This window comes from Draconibacterium halophilum, from assembly GCF_010448835.1.
GTDB classification, from domain to species: domain Bacteria; phylum Bacteroidota; class Bacteroidia; order Bacteroidales; family Prolixibacteraceae; genus Draconibacterium; species Draconibacterium halophilum.
Window position 1 is genome coordinate 2,224,910 of sequence record NZ_CP048409.1, and the last position, 23,976, is coordinate 2,248,885.

At 40.1% G+C, this 23,976-nt stretch carries 18 protein-coding genes; 9 read left to right on the top strand and 9 right to left on the bottom strand.

Going from position 1 to position 23,976, the window contains the following annotated elements; all coding sequences use genetic code 11:
- Positions 1 to 177 precede the first annotated feature (177 nt).
- Positions 178 to 1,029 carry a CocE/NonD family hydrolase gene (locus tag G0Q07_RS21045; RefSeq protein WP_203532707.1) on the top strand — a complete coding sequence of 284 codons (852 nt, stop codon included), beginning with the start codon at positions 178 to 180 and terminating at the stop codon, positions 1,027 to 1,029.
- Entirely contained in the window at positions 960 to 2,081 is a 1,122-nt protein-coding gene (locus G0Q07_RS20255; RefSeq protein ID WP_203532708.1) for a CocE/NonD family hydrolase, read from the top strand. Before G0Q07_RS21045 ends, G0Q07_RS20255 begins: the two co-directional genes overlap by 70 nt.
- Before the next feature lie 132 nt (positions 2,082 to 2,213).
- Here the strand turns inward: G0Q07_RS20255 and G0Q07_RS08995 are convergent, their stop codons facing one another.
- Together G0Q07_RS08995 and G0Q07_RS09000 are read right to left on the bottom strand one after the other, a co-directional pair.
- Complete coding sequence (locus G0Q07_RS08995; protein WP_163345777.1) at positions 2,214 to 2,786, bottom strand: DUF2179 domain-containing protein; 573 nt, start codon at positions 2,784 to 2,786, stop codon at positions 2,214 to 2,216.
- A gap of 206 nt (positions 2,787 to 2,992) precedes the next feature.
- Positions 2,993 to 4,567 (bottom strand): peptide chain release factor 3, encoded by a 1,575-nt coding sequence (locus G0Q07_RS09000; RefSeq protein WP_163345778.1) that lies wholly within the window; start codon positions 4,565 to 4,567, stop codon positions 2,993 to 2,995.
- Positions 4,568 to 4,682: 115 nt separating this feature from the next.
- On the opposite strand from G0Q07_RS09000, the gene G0Q07_RS09005 reads away from it, so the two are divergent.
- On the top strand, positions 4,683 to 5,219 hold the full coding sequence (locus tag G0Q07_RS09005; protein ID WP_163345779.1) for a GNAT family N-acetyltransferase: 537 nt from the start codon (positions 4,683 to 4,685) through the stop codon (positions 5,217 to 5,219).
- A 115-nt stretch (positions 5,220 to 5,334) separates the two neighbouring features.
- Complete coding sequence (ovoA, locus tag G0Q07_RS09010; protein ID WP_163345780.1) at positions 5,335 to 7,440, top strand: 5-histidylcysteine sulfoxide synthase; 2,106 nt, start codon at positions 5,335 to 5,337, stop codon at positions 7,438 to 7,440.
- 9 nt (positions 7,441 to 7,449) lie between these two features.
- Here the strand turns inward: ovoA and G0Q07_RS09015 are convergent, their stop codons facing one another.
- A complete protein-coding gene (locus tag G0Q07_RS09015) occupies positions 7,450 to 8,568 on the bottom strand; it encodes a gamma-glutamyl-gamma-aminobutyrate hydrolase family protein (RefSeq protein WP_163345781.1) in 1,119 nt (372 codons plus the stop codon).
- Positions 8,569 to 8,827: 259 nt separating this feature from the next.
- On the opposite strand from G0Q07_RS09015, the gene G0Q07_RS09020 reads away from it, so the two are divergent.
- Positions 8,828 to 9,646: a prohibitin family protein gene (locus tag G0Q07_RS09020; protein ID WP_163345782.1), complete on the top strand. Its 819-nt coding sequence runs from the start codon at positions 8,828 to 8,830 to the stop codon at positions 9,644 to 9,646.
- Between the two features lie 181 nt (positions 9,647 to 9,827).
- Positions 9,828 to 10,310, top strand: a complete 483-nt coding sequence (locus G0Q07_RS09025; protein WP_163345783.1) for a PaaI family thioesterase — start codon at positions 9,828 to 9,830, stop codon at positions 10,308 to 10,310.
- 48 nt (positions 10,311 to 10,358) lie between these two features.
- On the opposite strand, the gene G0Q07_RS09030 is transcribed toward G0Q07_RS09025, so the two are convergent.
- A complete protein-coding gene (locus G0Q07_RS09030) occupies positions 10,359 to 10,535 on the bottom strand; it encodes a hypothetical protein (RefSeq protein ID WP_163345784.1) in 177 nt (58 codons plus the stop codon).
- A gap of 159 nt (positions 10,536 to 10,694) precedes the next feature.
- Here G0Q07_RS09030 and G0Q07_RS09035 point away from each other — a divergent pair, with 159 nt between their 5' ends.
- A complete protein-coding gene (locus G0Q07_RS09035) occupies positions 10,695 to 12,593 on the top strand; it encodes an OmpA family protein (protein WP_163345785.1) in 1,899 nt (632 codons plus the stop codon).
- Between the two features lie 33 nt (positions 12,594 to 12,626).
- Here G0Q07_RS09035 and G0Q07_RS09040 read toward each other — a convergent pair whose 3' ends face one another.
- From G0Q07_RS09040 to ilvD, 5 genes are all read right to left on the bottom strand, one after another.
- Complete coding sequence (locus tag G0Q07_RS09040) at positions 12,627 to 14,705, bottom strand: TonB-dependent receptor (RefSeq protein ID WP_163345786.1); 2,079 nt, start codon at positions 14,703 to 14,705, stop codon at positions 12,627 to 12,629.
- A 126-nt stretch (positions 14,706 to 14,831) separates the two neighbouring features.
- Positions 14,832 to 15,941: a mandelate racemase/muconate lactonizing enzyme family protein gene (locus G0Q07_RS09045; protein ID WP_163345787.1), complete on the bottom strand. Its 1,110-nt coding sequence runs from the start codon at positions 15,939 to 15,941 to the stop codon at positions 14,832 to 14,834.
- 199 nt (positions 15,942 to 16,140) lie between these two features.
- Complete coding sequence (gene ilvN / locus G0Q07_RS09050) at positions 16,141 to 16,683, bottom strand: acetolactate synthase small subunit (RefSeq protein ID WP_163345788.1); 543 nt, start codon at positions 16,681 to 16,683, stop codon at positions 16,141 to 16,143.
- A 34-nt stretch (positions 16,684 to 16,717) separates the two neighbouring features.
- Entirely contained in the window at positions 16,718 to 18,415 is a 1,698-nt protein-coding gene (gene ilvB, locus G0Q07_RS09055; RefSeq protein ID WP_163345789.1) for a biosynthetic-type acetolactate synthase large subunit, read from the bottom strand.
- A 70-nt stretch (positions 18,416 to 18,485) separates the two neighbouring features.
- Positions 18,486 to 20,315 (bottom strand): dihydroxy-acid dehydratase, encoded by a 1,830-nt coding sequence (gene ilvD / locus G0Q07_RS09060; protein WP_163345790.1) that lies wholly within the window; start codon positions 20,313 to 20,315, stop codon positions 18,486 to 18,488.
- Positions 20,316 to 20,656: 341 nt separating this feature from the next.
- Between ilvD and G0Q07_RS09065 the strand changes: the two genes are divergently transcribed.
- Together G0Q07_RS09065 and G0Q07_RS09070 are read left to right on the top strand one after the other, a co-directional pair.
- Positions 20,657 to 22,174, top strand: a complete 1,518-nt coding sequence (locus tag G0Q07_RS09065) for a TolB family protein (RefSeq protein ID WP_163345791.1) — start codon at positions 20,657 to 20,659, stop codon at positions 22,172 to 22,174.
- A gap of 9 nt (positions 22,175 to 22,183) precedes the next feature.
- Positions 22,184 to 23,944, top strand: coding sequence for a DUF6057 family protein (locus G0Q07_RS09070; protein ID WP_163345792.1), 1,761 nt, complete (start codon positions 22,184 to 22,186; stop codon positions 23,942 to 23,944).
- Positions 23,945 to 23,976 lie beyond the last annotated feature (32 nt).

A 23,976-nucleotide genomic window follows, 5' to 3' on the forward strand; every position in this document is an offset into this window, starting at 1 on the left:
TCAAGGTTTCTAAAACCTTGAAGGTCTTTTTTTTGAATTAATACTCCATTTGAAAATAGATCAAGCTTCAAATTGTAATAATGACATAAAACATCCCGATGTGATGATAATCTGTTTATATTTGGCGGCAATAAAAATTCTGGTTGTTTTTCTACACTACAAATTTTAAATCATTTTATGAAGCCTTGTTATTTGTCCTTTCTGGTGATTCTTATGTTATTTATTGGTGGTAATGCTAAGGCCGAAAATGCCGATTCGCTTTATGTTGCAATGCATTACAACGAGTCGGAATACTTTATAGAAATGCGCGACGGCGTAAAGTTATTTACAGTGGTTTATACGCCAAAAGACGAGTCGAAATCGTACCCGATGTTGATGAATCGTACGTGTTACAACGTTGACGGGACACGCCATAACAAACTCCGGGCGCCATCCGCCTACCTGATTCGAGGTGGATATATTTTGGTTTACCAGGATGTGCGTGGCCGTTACATGTCGGGAGGTACTTTTGATAACATGCGCCCCAACATTCCGGGTAACGATGTGAAAAACAAAAAAGATATCGATGAAAGCTCGGATACTTATGATACAATCGATTGGCTCATAAAGAATATTAAAGGCAATAACGGCAAGGTAGGGATTTACGGAATTTCATATCCCGGACATTACAGTGCTGCCGCTTTGCTTGATGCGCACCCGGCCTTAAAAGCTTCCTCGCCACAGGCACCAATTTCTGATTTCTTTTTCGACGATTTCCATCACCAGGGAGCATTTCTGCAATCGTACATGGCCGCATTTCCGGTGTTTGGTTACCAGAAAGATTCGTTAACCAATAAAACATGGTACACTGATAAAATGATGCGCTTGTATAAAGATCGTCCGGCAAATGGTTATGAATTTAATCTGGCGCTGGGACCTTTAAAAAATATTACTAAAAAATATCATTACGATAATTTCTTTTGGAACCAGGTGTGGAGCATCCCAACTACGATGAATTTTGGCAGAAACGTTCTATTCTTCCACATCTAAAAGATATTAAACCTGCAGTGCTTACTGTTGGCGGCTGGTTTGATGCCGAGGATTTGTTTGGGCCGATAAACATTTATAAAACCATTCAGCATAATGATCCGGATGCAAAAAGTACCATTGTTATGGGGCCGTGGACACACGGTGGCTGGTCGCGCGAACGCGGAAAACAAACTGTGAATCATATTTACTTTGGCGACAGTATTTCTACTTTCTTTCAGCTTGAAATGGAAAAAGCCTTTTTCGATTATTACCTGAAAGATGAAGGGAAAATGACTTTACCGGAAGCCTACATGTTTGATACCGGATTAAAGGAGTGGAAGAAATACGATGAATGGCCACCAAAAGATGTTGAAACCACGAGTTTTTCCTTTGGTAAAAATGGCAAACTATTGATGAATACTGCTACCACGGCAGATGCAGAATTTAGCTATGTCAGCGATCCGGCCAAACCGGTGCCGTATCGCTCGGAAATTGAAGGATTAACATTTACGCCGAGAAATTTTATTACCGACGATCAACGCCATGCTTCTTACCGCCCCGATGTGCTGGCGTTTAAAACCGATGTGTTGGAAGAAGATGTTACTATTGCCGGCGAAATTCTGGCGCAGCTGGTAGTTTCAATGACGGGTACTGATGCCGATTTTGTAGTAAAACTGATTGATGTTTATCCGGATGATCATCCAAATTACGAGCACAATCCAAAAAATATAAAAATGGGTGGCTACCAACAGTTGGTGCGTCACGAAGTTTTCCGTGGCCGTTTCCGCGACAGCTATTCCGAGCCAAAGCCATTTGAGCCCGGAGTGCCAACCAACGTAACTGTTCCGCTTCAGGATGTGCTGCATACTTTTAAAAAAGGCCATCGTATTATGATTCAGATTCACAGTACCTGGTTTCCGTATATCGACCGCAATCCGCAAAAATATGTCGATAATATTTACAAAGCCGATGAAGACGATTTTATCAAGTCCGAAATTACTATTCACGGCATGTCAACCGTAAAAGCTGGCGGTGATTTGCCTACTGTTGAATTGATAAGGAAGAAAGACTGAGGGATTGAAGTGTGCAATGTGTGAATGCTTTATTGCAGGAAGGCTTTTATGATTGAGCTGCGTTTTTAATTGGAATAGAGGCAATTTAAAACTTTGCCTATTGCGTTATTGCCAATTGAACTTGCTGACTTTCTATTTCCCTTTTCGCCAACGCCACGTAGCTGTTCGCACAGGGAAAACACCCTCGTTAACAAACTTTACATCTTCTACCGAATAAAATGCTTTCGGGTTGGTCGATTGAACGATGTGCTCCACTTTGTTGATCTCAGAGCGTTTGATGATGCTGTAAATAATACTCACATTTTCGTTTGTTCCATTGGCCTCATGGTGCGTAATTCCGTATCCGGCTTCGCCCAGTTTTTTTATCAGTTTACCGGCTTTTTTGCGGGTAATAATCTGTATTTTAACAATTCCAACAGCCAGCTTTTCTTCAACACGTAAGCCTACATAATTACCCATTCCGAAACCTGCAGCAAAAGCAATATAGCAAACCCAGTTATCAAGGTTTTGGAATATCTTAGAAACGGCAACCAACCAAATAAGCATTTCAAAAAAACCAAGAAATGGCGCCCAGAATTTATGTCCTTTCGAGACCATAACAATTCGGGTGGTTCCGATAGTAACATCTGCCACACGCGATATGAAAATAAGTCCTGGCAATAAAACGTAAGTAAAAAGTGTGCTGTCGTAAAAGCTTGCTTCCATAAGGTAAATGTATCAATTCTTTTGTCATTTTAAAGAAACAGTGACTGACAAATCTTATTTCCAAAGGTGGAGATTTCTCTCCGTCACTTGACGGATCGAAATGACACTTCCTCTTCGTTTTTGCTCCCGATGTTTCAATCGGGATTTCGACCATCAGGCTGTTCTCAACTTTTGCCTTTTTACTTTTTACTTTTTCCTTGGCTGCTTTAAAACTCGGATGTAAAATGGAACTTGATGTCTTTGAATTCATCCTGAGCCATTTGCAAAATAAAAGACGAGTCAGCCATAAACACATCTCGACCAATTTTATCTTTTGCCATTTTCTGGTGTTTGCGTTTTTTAAATTCGGTTAGCACTTTTTCATCGTCGCACTCAATCCAGCAGGCTTTGTGCATCGAAAGCGGTTCGAATCGACATTTTGCACCATACTCATGCTCTAAACGATATTGAATTACTTCGAACTGAAGTTGGCCCACAGTCCCGATGATTTTTCGCCCGTTAAAAGCACTGGTAAAAAGCTGAGCAACTCCTTCGTCCATCAACTGATCAACTCCTTTTGCCAGTTGTTTTGATTTCATTGGATCGGCATTTTCTACAAAACGGAACATCTCGGGTGAGAAACTTGGCAGGCCTTTAAATGTTAGCTCTTCGCCATCGGTTAAAGTATCGCCGATAATGAAGTTTCCGTTATCCGGAACACCAATAATATCTCCCGGGAATGCTTCTTCAACGATCTCTTTTTGCGAGGCCATAAAAGCTGTCGGACTCGAAATACGGAATGATTTACCCAAACGGATATTCTTGTACATTTTATTACGTTCGAATTTTCCGGAGCAAATTTTCACAAAAGCAATCCGGCTTCGGTGATTCGGATCGATATTCGCGTGAATTTTAAAAACAAATCCTGTAAAACCTTTTTCTTCCGGTTTTACCACGCGCTCTTCAGTAGTACTTGGTTGTGGAACCGGCGCAATTTCAACAAACGAATCGAGCAATTCCTGCACCCCAAAATTATACAGCGCACTACCAAAAAATACCGGTGCCAGTTCTCCCGCCAAATAATCATCGCTATTAAATTCCGGGTAAATACCTTCTACCAGCTCCAGTTCTTCACGCAGAACATCGGCATCGTCGCCAATGTGGTCTTCCAAGGCAGGGGCCGATATATCTTCAAATTTAATCCGCTCTTCAATCGCTTGAATATCAGGAGTAAAAAGTTTTAGGCTGCGGTTGAAAATATTGTAAACACCTTTAAAGTCGGGGCCGTTGTTGATGGGCCAACTTAAGGGGCGAACCTTAATTTTCAGCTGATCTTCAATTTCATCCATCAAAGTAAACGGATCCTGTGCGGGTCGGTCCATTTTATTCACAAAAACGATAACCGGTGTTTTGCGCATCCGGCAAACGTTCATCAATTTTTCGGTTTGCGGCTCAACACCTTTTGCTGCATCAATAACAATAATTACACTGTCGACAGCAGTAAGTGTGCGGAAAGTGTCCTCCTGGAAATCCTGGTGACCCGGTGTATCAAGAATATTGATTTTGTATCCGTTGTACTCGAATCCCATTACCGAAGTAGCTACAGAAATACCACGCTGGCGCTCGATTTCCATAAAATCGGAAGTGGCCCCTTTTTTAATTTTGTTGCTTTTTACAGCACCTGCCACACGGATTGCTCCACCAAAAAGAAGCAGTTTCTCGGTTAAGGTGGTCTTTCCGGCATCCGGGTGACTAACAATTCCAAAGGTGCGACGACGTTGTATTTCTTCTAAAAAACTCATTTGCTTATCGTATATATAATGCGGCCGCAAAAATAGGAAAGATATTTTAAACAATCTTATAAAACAGAAAGAGCTGTTCGGTGTTAGTGTTTTAAATACGAAAAGATACTGTTTCATGAACTTGATAGGTGTAGAAGCACAAAATTTTGAAGCTTATAAAAACAATCTGGTGAGTTTGTATATCGACACATTTTCATCAGGTAAAAGCTTTCAATATCATAGCGAGGAAGAAACGGCAGCCTACCTTCAATCGATTTTTAATGTGGGATATGGAGTTTTTGCCATGGAGGAAAATAAAATTGTCGGTGCTATTTTACTTACGCCCTTAAGTTTCGACCGCCGGCTTCCGGAAGAAATTGCTCGGGAGTATGCTATAAATCGTTCGGTTTACGTGGCAGAAATGATGGTGGAAAAATCAAAACAAGGGCAGGGAATTGGAAAAAAGTTGCTGAATCATTTTTTGGAAAATGCAGATCGAAACAAATATAACCACGCTTTTATAAGAGTTTGGATAGAAAATGAAACTGCTGTTTCCTTGTACAAAAAAATGGGTTTCGAGATTTGTGCAAAACTGGTTCAACCCAAATTGTTAGCCGACAAAAGCGCTATTTTCGATTTTGAAAAGGTTTATCTGCAACAGCGGCTTTGCTAGTTTTTTTTTGATTATTATTTATCAATAACTTAAACAATTTTAATCTTCGATTTGCTATAAGCTGACTATATTCGTTATTATTTTGAAATCCGATTTTTGAAGAACACCATAGATTATGAATGATTTGATAGCCCATACAATAGATCTTGTTAACGGAGACCGAGAAAGTAAAAAAGCTGAAATCCGCGATTACTTTATAAAAACATATTCGCTCGACGAAAAACTTTACGAGCACTTAAAAAACGACGAAGCATTTTTTCGTAGAGCAGATCCGCTGCGACATCCGCTAATTTTTTATTACGGCCATACTGCTGTATTCTTTATCAATAAACTGATATTGGCTAAAATGATTGATCATCGTATAAACTCCCATTTCGAGTCGATTTTTGCCATTGGAGTGGACGAAATGAGTTGGGATGATTTAAACGAATCGAATTACGATTGGCCTACCGTAAAAGAGGTGTTCGAATACCGCCAGAAAGTGAAAGATGTAGTATTAAATGTGATCGATTCCACTTCTCTGACTCTGCCCATTAACTGGGAGAATCCGTTTTGGATAATCATGATGGGGATTGAACACGAGCGCATTCATATCGAAACTTCGTCGGTGCTGATGAGGCAATTGCCGCTGGAATTTCTGAAACCCAATGTTTTCGACGTGCCATGCAAGGAATCGGGCGATGCACCTGAGAACCTCATGTTAAATGTTGAAGGAGGAAAAGTGATAATTGGAAAGCCTTATGATCATCGTTTTTACGGCTGGGATGTTGAATACGGCGAACACAAGGTTGAGGTTGATGCTTTTAAAGCTTCGGAATTTCTTATCTCGAATGGTGAGTTTCTTGAGTTTATTAATGATGGTGGATACAAAACGGAAGAATACTGGACAGAGGAAGGCTGGAGTTGGTATCAATATCAGAAAGCAGAATTTCCATTGTTTTGGAGAAAAACAGCAGATAAATACTTTCTGCGGCTTTTTGATCAGGAAATTGAAATGCCCTGGGACTGGCCGACAGAACTGAATTACCTGGAAGCAAAAGCATTTGCTAACTGGAAAACAAAACAAACAGGTAAAACTTATCGCTTGCCAACCGAAGCGGAGTGGTATTGTTTGGCAGAACAAAACGAGATAACCGATGATAATTATGCTACAGTGCAGGCAAATATCGGATTGGAAAAGTATGTGTCGCCATGTCCGGTAAATCAATTTAAGCAGGGCGATTTTTACGATATTATCGGAAATGTGTGGCAGTGGACCGAAACACCGGTTACCGGTTATCCCGGGTTTAAAGTGCACCCTTTATACGACGATTTTTCAACCCCAACTTTTGATGGGAAGCACAATATGATTAAAGGAGGTTCTTGGATTTCAACAGGAAACGAAGCTACATGGCACGCGCGTTATGCTTTCCGCAGGCATTTTTATCAGCATGCCGGATTCCGGCTGGTGGAATCTGAAAACCCGCTGACTATTCGGAACGATTCTTATGAAACGGATTCGGAAGTAGCGCGGTCGTGTGAATTCAATTACGGAAATCCGGTTTTAGGATTTGATAATTTTCCAATAAGTATTGCTGAAATCTGCAAGCAATATTCCGGCGACCAAAATTCGCTAAAACTTCTCGATTTAAATTGCGATACCGGAAGGACAGCCTTCGAATTGTCCAATTCTTTTAAGCAGATAACAGCACTTGATTTTTCAGCGCGTTTTATCCGAATGGCGATTCAATTGCAGGAGCAGGGCTTTATTCGATACATTACTAAAGACGAAGGTGAGTTGGTGCATTATAGCGATGTGCAATTATCAGAGCATGGATTGAACCCAAAAGGTAACCTACAGTTTATGCAGGCCGATGCCAACAATCTGAAGCCAATTTATACCGGTTATGATGTTATTTTAGCCATTAATTTATTGGAAGAGCTGTATAACCCGAAACAATTTTTGTCAACAATTCACGAGCGTTTAAATGTTGGTGGGATTTTTATTCTCGGTTCTACTTACGACTGGGAGAAGAACGGAATAAAACGAGAGAATTGGCCCGGCGCATTTAAAAAAGATGGTGAGCCGGTTACCTCATTCGAAGGCATAAAGGCGCTGTTTCAGGATAATTTTGAATTGGTGAAAGAACCGCAAAATCTGCCTGCAGCGAAAACTGTTTCTTCCCGTAAAATTGAAGTATCCGTGGTTGAAATTACGATATGGAAAAAACGAACGAAATAAGTTTAACTACTAATTTCGTTTTGGCTTTTTCACATCTTTAAAAGAATCAGAAATGTGTTTCCAGTAATCTTTATGAAATTTTACATCCGATTTACCAAGGATATCATGATAAGTTTTTGGCTCATCATCCGGATGGAAGATTTTCAGGTCCATATCTTCGTACAAAGCTGAAACTTCGGGGTGAAACTGAACGGCAAAAACATGCGGGTAGGTGCTATGTACAATTCCTTCAATAATTTTTCCGTCAGGCGATAAACAGGTTACTTCCAATCCTTTTCCCAGTTTTTCAATGGCTTGGTGGTGACTGCTGCATATGCGGGGAGTAGCTTTTTTCGATATTTTTATGGCCGTTCCAAAAAACGGGTTGTCAGTAAATTGTATGGTATGCAGGTTAATGCCCATAAAAAGCGAATCATCCTCAATTAATTGCCAGTAGTTGCGGTGCATGTTGGCACGGCCAATGGCAACGGTTTCTTTGGGTGTTTCGGCATGGTAGATTTCAGCGGGAATGTCCTGGATCATTGTGCCGCCGGTTCCTACATTCATGGTTTGCATGCCCAGGCAAAACCCGGTAACCACATAATCGGGGCGTTCTGCCAGGAATGGTTTAAACGATTCGTTTTGGTAGCCTCCCAGCAAGTGAAATATAAAAGTAGATTCATAATAATGACGTGCAGGTGTGTATACGCCACATTTTGTATTCTCCTCACCGTAAATGGCCGGAGGAATATCGGCACCACCAAAAAATATAATCCCGATTGAATTGTCGAAAACCTTTTTCAGCTGGGCGGTAACATCATTTTCCTGAAATAAATTCGTTTCGTTCAGCTCGCCGGTAATTTCGTGCAGAAAAAAATTGTCGAGCTTGTTTTCTTCAATGTAATCCTGTGTTTCTGAAAAATCGGTTGTTTGTCCTTCGTAATAAACACCCACAAATTTCACCTTGTTTTTATTTACTTTCAGGATATTGTGATCAGTAAGGTATTGAATGGTTTTTATACGATGCACCGACGGATCGCAAAGAATAATGTATTTTTTGCGGGTATTAAAATCGGTATCGAAGAAATGTTGCGCAAACGAAGTGTTAACCACCAGAAACGCAATCAGAAGTAATAACAGTTTTTTCATTTCATTATCATTTTAAATTACCAATTGTACTCGGTGGAACTCGCGAAAAATAATCCTTCTGTACTAAAAACCTTTTACATCCGCGTTTCATGAAATAAAATTAATTAATTTTTTTATCCATAATTTTTCATCACCAAAATTAAAAGATTGCTGCTGCCCGCAATGCTTTATTTACCGTATTTAAATAAAACATAATTTAGGCAGTACACATCCTATAAACTTTGTACATTTGCCTAATCATATTAAAAGAAAAAAGGTTATGAAGTTCAATTTAAAATCAACTTATCTGGTAGTAGGTGTTGTTGTTGTAATTGTTTTGCTGCTTTTTGGCGGCCGAATGTTTCTAATTCTCGATGCTGGAGAGCGTGGAGTGCTTTTTAAACCATATACCTCGGGTTTAGATAAGGAAAATATTTATGGAGAAGGTTTTCATATAATTGCTCCCTGGAATAAAATGTACATATTTCCTGTACGTGAGCAACAACGAGATGAACCAATGGATGTATTGGATAAAAGTGGTTTATCTGTTAGCATGGACATTACCGTGCGTTTTAACCCGATATTTAATGAGATTGGATTCTTGTACGAACAGTTCGGAATTAACTACATAAATGTATTGGTTATTCCTGAAGTTCGTTCAACCGTGCGACAAGTTGCCGGGCGCTACACTGCCGAAGAAATATATTCAACCAAAAGGGCAGAAGTAGAACAGGCAATTATTGATGAAACACGCGAAGTACTAGGTGAAAACTATATTCAAATGAAAGCTTTGTTGATTCGTTCCATTAATTTACCCGAGCAAATTAAATCGGCTATTGAAAGCAAATTGAAGCAGGAACAAGAAGCATTGGCTTATGAATACCGATTGAAAAGGGAAACTTCGGAAGCAGAACGTCGTCGTATTGAAGCAGATGGTATTGCGGCTTATAACCGAATTATTGATGCCAGTTTAACCGATGCGATCCTAACTCAACGAGGAATTGAGGCAACAACATCTCTGGCAGAATCGCCCAATTCAAAAGTTATTGTTATTGGTAGCGGAAAAGACGGACTGCCTATTATCTTAGGAAATAATTAGAAATTTTATAATAGTTGAAAAGCGAGCTGGTTTTTACCGGCTCGTTTTAGTTACGGGAAAAGTGCGCTAAAATTGATAGACCCCCTGTCGCTTCTTCGGCGCTCCTGTCCCCCTCTAGGGGGACAATCGGAACAAAGTGACGATAGGGGGTGAAGAAAAACTAAAGAGAGAATTATTAACGATGAAAAAAATCAGAAATCCCTGGAAAGAACCTAAAAATATCGGTGAATACAATTGTTTTGCATGTTCGCCTTACAATAGTTCTGGGTTGCAGCTCGAGTTCTGGGAAAACCACGACGAACTAATTACAAAATGGAATCCGGAACGTAGTTATGAAGGATGGATTGGTGTTTTACACGGTGGAATTCAGGCTACCTTACTTGATGAAATTGGAGGCTGGTTAGTGATGGTAAAATTGAAAACTGCCGGCGTAACCAGCAACATGCAGGTAAGCTATTTAAAACCGGTAAAAGTCTCAAAAGGTGAGGTAACCGTGAAAGGAAAACTGGAATCGGTAGAGGGACGAATTGCAAAAATCAGTGCATCACTTTATGATGGTGATGGTGAAGAGTGTGCAAAAGCTGAACTTTCGTACTTTGTATTTCCTGAGAATATTGCCAAAGCACGCTACCAATACCCTGGTATTGACGCATTTTATGATTAAATCATCTGCCGCCACTGCTAAGCAATAAAGAATTGATATGTTTATTCTTTATTCTTCCAGTTCGTCGATATCAGAAGAATAGTCAAGCAAATCTTCATCCTCGAACTCGTCGTAGATTGTTAATCTTTGTTTAGAACTTTTGTCACGCGAACCAGCGTACTTTTTTTGTTTTCGGTCGAATTTGTCTAATTCGGGGAGACGGTTTTTGTTTACTTTCTTTTTCATCACGTCAGCAAACCAATGTAATTAATAATTAAATCGTTAGAATAAATAATTTTCGCAGGCAAAATAAAAAAAAATAGATAAAACAATTCTGTCGTTTATTATTTTTATAAAATTGTAGTGTTATACGGAAGCAATTGTAATATGTTATCGATAAATAGATTGAAAAATATTATTTTACTACTTGTTTGTACTACTTTTTGGATTGGTGCACAGGCTCAGGATTCAAAACGTTCGGATAAGTTATTTGAAGAAGCCCGAAAGTATTATGTTGATGATAACTACCCGGCGGCGATTGAAACATCGAATAAGCTTTTAAAAAAAGATCCCGAGTATGCCAATGCGCACCTCTTATTAGCCGAAATTTACAAAGACATTGATTCAACCCGATTGGAAATAAAACACTTAACAAAAGCCGTTGAATTTGATGATAATCCGCTGATTGATTTTAGGTTAGCAGAGTCATTTTATAAGTTGGGCATGTATTCTGAAGCGCTCAGCTTTTACGAAAAATACAAGGAGAACAAGAATATCCCGGAGAAGCGGCAATTTTTATTGGCCTGTAAAATTGCCAGTTGCCGTTTTGCCATAAACAGCATTCAAAATCCGGTAGCTTTTGAACCCACCAATTTGGGCGATCAGATAAATACCTCGAACGATGAATACTGGCCAACGCTGTCGTTAGATGGGAAGCATTTGGTTTTTACGCGTTTACTGAAAGGTAATGGCCGGCCCCAGGAAGATTTTTTTATGGCGGAGATCGATTCGTTTAACTGGGACAATGCCGTGCCAATGAGCGAGGTAAATACTCGGGACAATGAAGGCGCACAAACTTTATCAGCCGATGCGAAAATACTATTCTTTACCGCTTGTAATCGTGAGGACGGTTTGGGAAGTTGCGATATTTATTTCTCGCGATTGGAAAATGGTAAATGGACCGAGCCACAAAATGCCGGAGCACCTTTAAACACTGCATCATGGGAAGGACAACCTTCGCTGTCGTCGGATAATCGTTACCTTTATTTTTCAAGTAACCGAAGTGGCGGAAAAGGGCAAAAAGATATCTGGCGAATTGCTTTCAACGGTTTTGCAGATAATGAAAAACCGGAATGGGGAAAGCCGGAAAACATGGAAGCGCTGAATACATCAGGCGACGAAATTTCGCCTTTTATTCATGCCAATAACCATAACTTTTACTTTGCTTCCGATACGCATGTTGGTATGGGAGGACTGGACCTGTTTACTGCCCACATTAACGACAATGGGCAGGTAGAAGACCTGAAAAATATGGGCTACCCGATAAACACCTACAAAGATGATATGGGGCTCACAATCAGTTCGATTGGAGATGTTGCCTATTTTTCATCGGCACGAGAATCGGATAACGGACTCGATATATTCTCATTTAATCTCGATCGTGGTTTGCAGCCGCGTCCTGTTACTTATATAAAGGCTAAAGTTACAAACAGGGCGACTTCAGCTCCGGTTATGGCCGATATCGAACTGCTTAATCTCAATTCGGCTGTAAGTGATCCACGCGTTGAAAGGGCGGATGAAAAGGGCCAGATTATGCTGGCTTTGCCTGTAGGGCGTAATTATGCGTTTAATGTTTCTGAGGACGGATTTATGTTTTATTCGCACTCGATGCGACTGGCTGATGAAAATTCCTTAACTGAGCCGTTTATTCTGAATATTGAGCTTGAGCCGATAGAAGTTGGCGCAGAAATGGATTTGTACAATATTTATTATGAAACCGATTCGTTTGCCATTCTTCCTGAATCGGAACCTGAACTACAAAAACTGGTCAAATTTCTTATAAATAATGGTGGTTTAAAAGTGGAGATTCAGGGACACACCGATAGCTCGGGTAACGCGGAAAACAACCTTGAACTTTCTAAATTGAGGGCAAAATCGGTGATAGATTATTTGTCTGAAAATGGCATTTCAATCGATCGTTTACAATCGGAAGGATATGGCGATACAAAACCTGTGGCTACCAACGAAACAGTTGAAGGGCGCCGGTTAAATCGTAGAACGACCATTAAAATTGTTGCCAAATAGCGTTTTTGATACCAGTTTGTTTCTGAAAACTACTTATTCTTTCCCGGTAAAGCCGATTAATATGCTGACGTAGAAATTCCTTGGATTGCCAGGATAATAGAAGCGCGGTGGATTGCCACCAAATGACGGGGCATTAACTGCTAACATTGATGCATAATGAATATCAAAAATATTCTGAATACCTGCGCGTAGATCAAATTCAAAGCTACCTTTTTTTCCCTGATACCTGATTTCAGCGCTGGTTAACCCAAAGGCATCTGAAAATGTTGAGTTGGCATCGTTTACTGGCATTTCTCCGTTGTAGCGGTACCAGCCGTTAAGCGAAAAATTTTCGATTGGATTCAGTTTGGTGCCGATGCTGAATGTCTGTTTGGCTGTGCCGGGAAGAAGTTTTCCCGAATAATCGGTTCCTAAATTCACAAATTCGTTAAAATGGTAGTTCGCCAATGTGGCGTTTCCATAAAGAGTTAGCAACGGTTTTTTCTTGTGCGTAATGCTTACCCAGGTAAATTCGGCTTCAAAACCCGGGTGTACCGATTGCCCCGCATTAACACCAATATAGGCATCTTCGCCGGTGCGGTGTGCAACAAGCAGGTTGTCGACATAAATGCGGAAATAGCTCGCCGATAGTTTAAAACGGTTGGAAAATTGTGTCCTGAATCCCGTCTCAAAGCTCCATCCCGATTCAGGTTTTATATCGGGATTGATGTTTCCTTCAGGCATTAAAGTTTCTTCGAATGTAGGCGTTGAAAAACCATGGCTCACGTTTGCAAAGACAGAATTCTCATGGTTTAACAAGAAGTTAATACCAAGGCGTGGCGACAAAACCGGTTTGTAATTTCGGTTACCCGACTGATCGCCATTTGCAGTAAAGAGATCGGTGTATTTAAAACGCGTAAGGTTTCCGTTTAAACCTGCAGAAATAAATACACGGTCTTTTATGTTCGACTCAAGCTGAACAAAGAGATTTTCGTATTGTCGTTTCTCCTTATTATCCGATAATAGCTGGTTGTTGTCGTTATCGAAAGTTTTCCAGTCGTATGTTTCGCGGAACATTTCAATTCCTGTTGTCATTACCACACGAAACTCCTCAGAGGCGATAACTTTTTGAATGTACGCGCGCCACCCGATGTAGTCTGATGATTCTTCCAGTCGATTAAATGGCCGCAGTTCGTCAAGGTTGCGGATACTTCCAAAAACTCCAACTGATATTTTGCCGTCGTTAAGTGTAAAACGATTGAATGAAGCTCCGACCTGTGAATTGGTATATTCCTCAAAACCTTTAATTGATGCCCAATTTTGAGCTGCGCTTTCCGGGTTATTCTGAAACGTTTCCTGGTCAAGTGAGCTGGGAATGTAACCTTTCATTTTGGTGGCCTTGATTAAAAACTGAAGGTTGGATCGTTCAGAAAAATTATAGATTGAATTAATGAGAAAGTTGCCGCGGTTGGTTGAATTGTTTTTGCGGTAGCCATCGCTCGATAGTAATGAGCCAAGTGTATAAATTTGAAGCTTTTTCGTGCTTATTCCGGCCGATAAAGTGCTTTTATACGTACCGAATGAGGCTAAGGTTGTTTTGTTCTTAATAAAATCCTTATCAACTGTTTTGGGGTGAAAAAGAAGAACGCCGGCAAGCCCGGCTCCGTATAAACTAGACGATGGTCCCTTAATGATTTCAACGCGCTGAATAGCCGAGTTTTCAAGGTCTTCCAAAACGGTTTCGCCATCGCCGGTAGTTAACGGTATTTCGCCAAAATAGGCTTTAATTTTGTTGGTGCCATAAGGTGTTCGCGAGCCAATTCCGCGAATAGTTAAACGGTTGGTGTTAAATGTGCCGTGATGCATTAGAACTCCGGGAACGCGGTTTAAAGCATCGATGGGAGTGAGCGCATCGCCCGATTCAAGTTCCTCGGTTTGCACCAGGTTGACAGGGGCCGGCGTATTAAAAATATTGTACGGCGAACGAAAAGCTGTGATGGTAATTACTTCTATCTCATCGCTTAACGGGGTAGTATCTTGGCGTGTTAGCGGTAATTGTGCATACAAAACTCCGGATGGAATACATCCGGAGATGATAAGGAAGAGTAAAATATTATGCCATCTCGCTTTCATCACACGTTTTTTTTGTTTGCTTATCAAAGTTAATGAAAAGAAGCGAATAATTTTAATCCTGTAAAATGCGCAAGAACCGAATAAAATCTTGAACGAAACTGTGTGTTTATAGAATTGACAACTCGTTTAAATGCTTATTTTTTTTAATCCAAGAAGAAAATATTCATTAATACTGGCACCTAATCCGGGTATTTCGGGAATGGTAATTTTGCCTTTCTCGCCATAAAGTATCCCTCCTTCAACCGGATCTTCTTCCATCATTAGCGGCGTATCAAAATCGTAATAAACAATATTCCTGGACGAAAGTGCAAAATGGGCTGCTGCAGTAAATCCCAAACGCGTTTCAAGAAAACCACCAACCTGAATTTCCATTTTTGCGGCTTTGGCATAATTCGTAATTTTTAGTGCTTTGAAAATACCACCTGATTTGCTCAGTTTAATATTTATTAAGTCGCAGGCATTTATATCGATTAGTCGTTTTGCATCGATATGATCGCAGCAGGTTTCATCGGCCATTATGGGAATTGGGCTAAACCGTCTGATATCAGGTAATTTCATGTAGTCCCAACGCGGAATTGGCTCTTCGCAATGTTGTATTTTATAAGGTGTCAGCGCTTTTAAAATATCGAGCGCTTCTTCGGTTTTCCATCCCTGGTTAGCATCTAAGCGAATAGGAATTTTCGGACCTATTGTTTCACGTATTCTTTTTATGCTTTCCACATCTTGTTCTTTCGAGTGGCCAAGCTTTACTTTTACAATTTCAAAACCGTTATCAACAATGCGTTTTGCGTCTGCAGCCATTTTTTCAGGATAAGTAAGACTTACCGTGTAATCAATTTGCATTTCCTTGTTGTTTTGTCCACCAAGAAATTGATAAAGTGGTACACCGGCCTTTTGTGCAGAGATGTCATACAATGCCATGTCGAACGCACTTTTTATGCTTGAATTACCGTATATGGTTTTGTCCATTACATGTGTGCACGACTCAATGTCTTCCGGATTTTTTCCTTTCAGAACTTTTGCCAGGTATTGCCCCACAACAAAACACGTTTCCATGCTCTCACCGTTTATGGTCATAAAAGGACTGCATTCGCCAAAGCCTGTAATGCCCTGGTTTGTGTGAATAACAACGATCACATTTTGGGCGTGATACATAGGGCCCAGAGAAATAACAAAAGGTTCTTTTAATTTGATGGGCGATTGGTAGATATCAATTTTGTCGATAGTAAGGTTCATTGTAAAAGTGCAGTTTTTCACAAAGTTGATGATTCTTTTTTGATGAATATGTATGACAAATGATAAATTTCAAAAGGTTAACAAAAGAATTAAGATTGATCTAAGCTGATTAGAGGATTTAAAAATAACCTTCAGCCTGAAAGATAAAAAAGCCCGTCAGAAAACCTGACGGGCTGGTAGTTTTGGACTGTAGAATTTTTTAATCTAAACTTGTTAAAAAAGCATCGCGCTCTTTCAGGAATTCAGATAAACGCTCGATTGGGTCGCGCATGAGAGCAACTCTTCCCGAGCGGATAAACTGCATAACTTTAAATTCGTTTAATTCCTCGAATAGTGCCTGCGTATCTTCTTTATGACCGGTTTTTTCAATTACCACATAATCTTTTGTAATTTCAAGAATCCGGGCCCCTGCTCTACGCACGATTTGCTCTATTTTGTCGCTTTCGTAAATCGGTTCAATAGGAACTTTATACAGCGCTATTTCCTGGAAGATCATTTCATCGTTGGTGTGATAGAAAGCCTTCAACACATCAATTTGTTTTTCAATCTGACTAACCAGTTTTTTGGCCATCGCATCGGTACAATGCACCACAATGGTAAATTTAAAAACGCCTTGCAATGCCGATTCAGATACGGTAAGACTGTCGATATTTGTCTTTCTGCGTGTGAAAACGTTTGTGATCCTTGTTAAAAGACCAATGTGGTTTTCAGAATAAACTGTAAGGATATATTCTTCTTTCATTTTTTTTACTTTTTTCGTTATTCAAGTTACGAATTTATGGCTCTAAAATTATATCCGAAACTGATGCTCCGGTTGGAACCATCGGGAACACATTGTCTTCCTTCTCAATTTTAATTTCGAGCAGATAGGGACCATCATGATCGATCATTTTTTGGATACTGGCATCCAGATCCTCTCGTTTATCAACGGTATGGCCTTCAATACCAAATCCTTTTCCAATAGTAATAAAATCAGGATTGTGCAGTTCGGTAAATGAATATCGTTTGTCGAAAAATAGCTGCTGCCATTGTCTTACCATTCCCAGGAAGTTATTGTTTAGCAACATTATTTTTACCGGTAATTTGTTCTGTGCAATGGTCCCTAATTCCTGAATGGTCATTTGAAAACCTCCGTCGCCAACTGCTGCAATAACGGTACGGTTGGGTGCTCCAAGTTGTGCTCCCATCGATGCCGGCAAACAAAATCCCATGGTTCCCAAACCTCCTGAAGTTACGTTGCTTCGCGAGTTTTTGAAATGGAAATAGCGTTGAGCAACCATTTGGTGTTGACCAACATCGGTAACCAAAACGGCATCGTGGTTTGTTTTTTCAGATGCTATTCTAACAGCTTCTCCCATCGTTAATCCCGGCTTTGTCGGGTACAGGTCTTTCTGTATAACCTTTTCGTTTTCAATAGCATCACATTTCTTGAACTCGTTGTGCCAGTTCTCGTGGTTATTGGGATTTACATTATCGATAAGCATTTTTAATGCTTTTTTTGCATCAGCCAATACACTCACGTCTGTTTTTACGATCTTATCGATTTCTGCCGGATCAATTTCAATGTGAATGATCTTGGCCTTTTTTGCATATTCGCTAACCTTGCCGGTAACACGGTCGTCAAAACGCATTCCAACAGCGATAATCAAGTCGGCTTCGTTGGTGAGTTTATTAGGCCCATAATTTCCGTGCATACCTAACATTCCCACATTTAGCCGATGGTCGGTAGGCAATGCCGAAAGTCCTAATAGGGTCCAGGCTGCAGGAATTCCGGTTTTTTCGATAAAAGTTCTTACTTCTTCTTCTGCATGGCTGATAATGATTCCCTGGCCAACAAACAGCAATGGTTTTTTAGCTTCGTTTATTAAATCAGCAGCGGCTTTAATCTGGTGCGGATCAATACTGGTTTCCGGTACGTAACTACGAATTTTTTTACATTTCTCGTATTTATATTCCAGCTCGCCAAACTGTGCATCTTTTGTTACATCAATTAAAACCGGCCCCGGACGACCTGTTGTTGCAATATAAAATGCCTGTGCCATTACTTCAGGAATTTCTTCCGGAGTAGTTATCTGGTAATTCCATTTGGTAACAGGTATCGACATCCCCACAATGTCCGATTCCTGGAAAGCATCGGTTCCTAACAGTGGAGATGCAACTTGCCCGGTAATACATACCAAAGGCGTTGAATCAATCATTGCATCTGCAATTCCTGTCATCAGGTTAGTGGCACCAGGGCCTGAGGTTGCAAAAACAATTCCGGGTTTGCCACTGACGCGGGCATAGCCCTGGGCACCGTGAATGGCTCCCTGTTCGTGGCGGGTTAAAATATGTTTTACCTCTTTGTCAAAATCATACAACGCATCGTAAATGGGCATAATGGCACCGCCAGGATAGCCAAAAATGGTATCCACCCCTTCTTCCATAAGCGACAGTATCAATGCTTGTGAGCCGGTAATTTTTTTTGCTGTCATATTGTTTGTTTTTTAATGCCGGTGCTGTAACCGGCTATCTGTTTGTTCTTTGTTTTATTCTTATTCTTTACTAATCAATTAATCTTACGGCTCCCATATCGGCCGATGAAACGAGACTTGCATAAGCTTTTAGCGCTTTCGATACATTACGGACTCGCGTTGCAGGTTTCCACGCTTTTGCACCTTTTGCTTCTTCTTCGTTGCGGCGTTTTTGTAATTCTTCGTCAGAAATTACCAGGTTAATCGAGCGCTCGGTAATATCGATGGCAATTTTATCGTTGTTGCGAATAAGTGCAATCGCTCCGCCACCTGCAGCTTCCGGAGAAACGTGGCCGATTGATAATCCCGATGTTCCACCTGAGAAACGTCCGTCGGTAATCAGTGCACAATGTTTATCCAGTTGCATCGATTTTAGGTACGAAGTGGGGTAGAGCATTTCCTGCATGCCCGGCCCGCCTTTTGGCCCTTCGTAACGAATAATAATAACATCTCCTTTTTGAACATCATCACCAAGAATACCGTTTACCGCATCATCCTGAGAATCGAAAACTTTAGCTGTTCCACTAAATTTAAAGATTGACGAATCCACTCCTGCAGTTTTTACAATACATCCTTTTTCAGCAATGTTACCGAAAAGAATAGCCAAACCGCCATCTTTGCTGTATGCATGTTCAAAATCGCGGATACATCCTTCGGCACGATCGTCATCCAGCTGCTTGTAATAGCTTTCCTGCGATCCCATAACAAGGTTACGTCCACCTCCCGGCGCCGATTTAAATCGCTTAATAGCATCTTCAGTTACCGTATCACGTTTTATATCGTAAGCGGCAATGGCTTCGCCAAGGGTTCTTCCGTCGATGCGCGAAACATTGGTTTCCATCAGCCCGCCACGTTCCAACTCTCCTAAAATGGACAGGATTCCGCCGGCACGGTTTACATCCTGAATGTGATAATGACCGTTAGGCGCTACTTTGCACAAATTAGGAGTAATACGCGAAAGCTGGTCAATATCGTTCATGGTAAAACTAACTTCGGCTTCGTGGGCAATCGCCAGCAAGTGGAGAACAGTGTTTGTTGATCCTCCCATGGCAATGTCAAGTTTCATGGCATTTAAAAAGGAATCGCGTGAACCAATGCTTCGGGGAAGTACCGAATCGTCGCCTTCGAAATAATATGCTTTTGTGGCCGTTATAATTTTCTTGGCAGCTTCTTCAAATAGTTTCTTTCTGTTTGCGTGAGTGGCTAGAACTGTTCCGTTTCCGGGAAGTGCCAAGCCAATTGCTTCGGCCAGACAGTTCATTGAATTTGCTGTGAACATTCCGGAACACGATCCGCAGGTAGGACAAGCATTTTCCTCTACTTGTTGTACATATGAATCCTCAATATTTGTGTCGGCCGCCACAACCATGGCATCAACTAAATCGAGGTATTTATCGTCAATTTCACCAGCTTCCATCGGTCCGCCCGATACAAATACTGCCGGAATATTCAGGCGCATAGCACCCATCATCATTCCGGGGGTAATTTTATCGCAATTTGATATACAAACCATTGCGTCAACTTTGTGGGCATTACACATGTATTCAACACTGTCTGCAATCACATCGCGCGACGGAAGCGAATATAACATGCCGTCGTGGCCCATTGCAATACCATCGTCGACGGCAATGGTATTAAATTCAGCAGCAAAATAACCTTCTTTTTCAATTAAACTTTTTACATACTGACCTATTTTGTGTAAATGAGCATGCCCCGGAACAAATTGTGTGAACGAGTTAACAATTGCAATCAGCGGTTTTCCAAAGTGTTCTTCTTTCATTCCGTTAGCTCTCCAAAGGCTACGTGCCCCGGCCATTCTACGGCCTTGCGTGGTTGTGTTGCTTCGTAATGTGTTATGCATACTTTTTTGTCTTTTTCTGTCTGTTATAGCATTAAAAAAGCCTTTCTCTGTTTTGAGAAAGGCTTATAAATATCTTAACTATCTATACAAATTAATGGCCTTTCTCAGTGTTTCCAAGAATGACAACGAGTAGGACAATAATATTGATAGATAAAATTCTCATTTGTTTTTGTAATGTTGAAGCAAATGTAAAAATTATAATTTATTATCAAAACGAATTGAAATCAAAATATGAGAATTTAAACGAATATTAAACTTATTTGAAGATTTACTTCTGAAATGTAATTGTTTGAACTGTAATTCTAATGAATTTTTCCACTTCTTTTAAAGATTGTATTTGAATGATTTTATTAATTTCAGGATTTACAAAAACTACCGTTTATAAATTAAACATGAAACTGAAAATCGCATTTCTATATTTCTCTTTTCTATTCCTGTTGATTTCCTGTGTTTCAACACCAAATGGGGAAGCTGTAAAAAATAATGAGCCGGTAAAAATATATCCTGACTACAACGATGTGAGAATACCCTCAAATATTGCACCCCTGAATTTTATTGTAGAAGAAGCGGGAGATGCCTATTATTTAATGATTTCTGGTGAAGAAGCTGGTGGTTTTGCCGTTTCATCGCGCGATGGTGTATTTTGTTTTTCGGAAAAGAAATGGGAAAAACTTCTGGCAGAAAACACAGGGGCGAAAATAAACTATCAAATCTATATTGAAAAAGAAGGTGAATGGAATGAATATCCTACATTCAGTAATAGTGTTTCGGCAGAAAAGGTTGATCCGTTTTTGTATTACCGTTTGTTATATCCGGGGTATGAGAGCTGGACTGAAATAAGCATTGTGCAACGAAGCCTGGAAAGCTTTCAGGAAAAAGCAGTTATTGAAAATAATGTTGTGGGGCAAAATTGCGTAAACTGTCATGCATTTAATAATCAGAATGATGAGGATTTTATGTTCCACATGCGAGGCAATTTAGGAGGTACTTATTTTGTAGAAGATGGTGATCTGAAAAAAGTAAACCTGAAAACTAAAGAAATGCAAAATGGTGCTGTGTATCCGCGTTGGCACCCATCGGGAAAATACGTAGCTTTTTCGTCCAATAAAGTTGTGCAACAATTTCATTCTAAGGAGAACAAAAAGATTGAAGTCTCTGATCTGAATTCATCTTTGGTGATGTACGATGTGCAAAAAAATGAAATGATGCAGGTTCCGGTAGATCAGGACAAGCAGTTTATGGATACCTATCCCGAGTGGTCGCCTGATGGTAGCTTCCTGTATTTTTGCCGGGCCCGCCAAATAGCTAAGAATTACGATTATCGCGATATCAAGTATAATTTATACCGAGTTGCATTCAATCCAGAAGAAAGGACATTTGCTGAACCGGAACAGATATTTGACGCAGCAGCGCTGGGAAAGAGCGTTTCTTTTCCCCGTATTTCGCCCAATGGAGGAAGCCTGGTTTTTACGCTGCACGACTACGGTTGTTTCTCCATATGGCATAAAGAAGCTGATTTATATTCGGTAAACCTTGACAGTTTTAAGGTTTCAGAATGCAAATTGAATAGTGAATTTACAGAGAGTTACCACAGTTGGTCGTCGAACGGAAGATGGCTGGTGTTTAGCAGCAAACGCGGCGATGGCTTAACTGCCCGGCCTTATATTTCTTATATCGATAAAAACGGAGATGCAAGTAAACCGTTTGTTTTACCGCAAGAAAATCCGGCATTTTATAAAGAATTTGTCAAAACCTTTAATATCCCGGAATTTACAAAAACGGATGTGGATCTTACTCCGGGAGAAATAAGGGAAGTTGCCAACCAGAAAGCTGTTCAGGCGCAATGGACTCAAAATTAAAAGGAAACAATGAACCAATCAAAATATAAATTAAACCGGATTGTACTGAACTTACCGTATCTCCTTCTTTTGTTGTTGGGAACGTTTTATTTATTCAACTTTACAAGTTATATTTTCTACTATCAGGAAAAATCGTCATTGTTTTTGCTCACTTTTTCTTATTTGCAGGAACACCTGAATCAACCCGGAGGATTTTTAATCTATCTGGGAGAATTGCAGGAGGCATTTTATTATTATCCTTTGCTCGGAGCTGTTTTGGTAGTATTAGAAATTTGTGCGATTACATTTGTTTTGGGGAAAATAGGTTCTGTGTTGACAGGTCGCCGCCTTTATTTTGTTTCTTTTATTATTGGGGCCTTACTTTTTTATCTGCAGACAAATTATCAGTATCAGGCCATAAATAACCTTGGCATTTTAATTCATTTACTTTTGTTTTTGGGAGTAATAACAAGCAAGCCAAAGTCCCGATGGGGAGCGGTAATCATTCTTCCGCTTATTTATTTTCTTTTTGGTAGTTTTTCCTACCTGTTACTCGGAATGTTATCCGTTTATTTTCTATTAGAAAGAAAATGGTTGGTGTTGGCATTCAGTTGGTTAAGTGTTGGTATTTGCTTTTGGCTTGGTAAGGAGTTTTTATTTTATCAAACCACCAGTTCGCTTCTTGTTTTCCCGTTTTCGGTAACCGCTATTGGCGGACAGGTTATTTTGTTTGGGGTAACAGCACTAATTGTACTGTTTGTTCCAATACTTGCAAAAATAAAGGTCAAATCAATCGATCGTTTAAAAATAAGGCAAATGAAGTTTGCCGAACTTTCTCCTTTTCTTATTATTCTGTTGCTTACTGTTGTTGTGTCTCTGCGCATTGACATCAAGAGTCAGCACTACTTTCACGCTGAAAAATTATTCTACGAACAAAAATATGATGAGCTGATTCGATTTAATTCTGTTGAACCAACAAACAACAAACTAACGCTGTTTATAAACAATGTGGCATTGGCCGAAACCGGGCGTTTGGGAGATTCGTTATTCAAATTCCGCCAGAGCAACGATGGAACCACTCTCTTTTTAAAATGGGAAAATATAGGGCAGTATTTACGGTTTGGTGGTTATTATTATTATGCCATTGGTGTAGTAAACGAGGCACAACGTTGGGTTTACGAGTACACTGTGATTTATGGTTATACACCCGAAACCCTTAAAATGCTAATTAAAACCGAGCTGATTAAAGGAAATTACCAAACGGCGGAAAAATACATTACAATTCTTGGTCAATCGCTTTTTTACAAAAACCAGGCACGCGATTTCAGGAATTTTCTGAACGATGATGTAGCCGTATTGAGCGATAACGAATTAGGACGAAAAAGGCAGCAGGATACCAAACTCGATTTTTTTGTAAAAAGCGATGAACCCTGGCTAAACCTGCTTCCTGTTTTGGATGCCGACCCGAATAACCCGATTGCCCTGCAATATAAGCTGTCTTGGCTGATGCTTCAAAAAGATATGAAAGGTATTGTTGAATTGCTACCGGCAATGGAGCAGGCGGGATTAAAAAAGATTCCCAAAAATGTTGAAGAGGCTGTGGTTACCTACAAATTACTGAATATAGGAGAGATACCTGAGCTAAAACAGCTGAAAATTGATCCACAAACCGAACAACGATTTCAACGGTATTACCAGATATATCAGCAAAATCAGTCGAACAAAAGAAAAGCTCAAATTGCTCTTCGTGATTTTGCTGATACATATTGGTATTATGTTTTTTTCAATTAACGATTTGCCTTACTTGTTTTTGTTGATTTTGG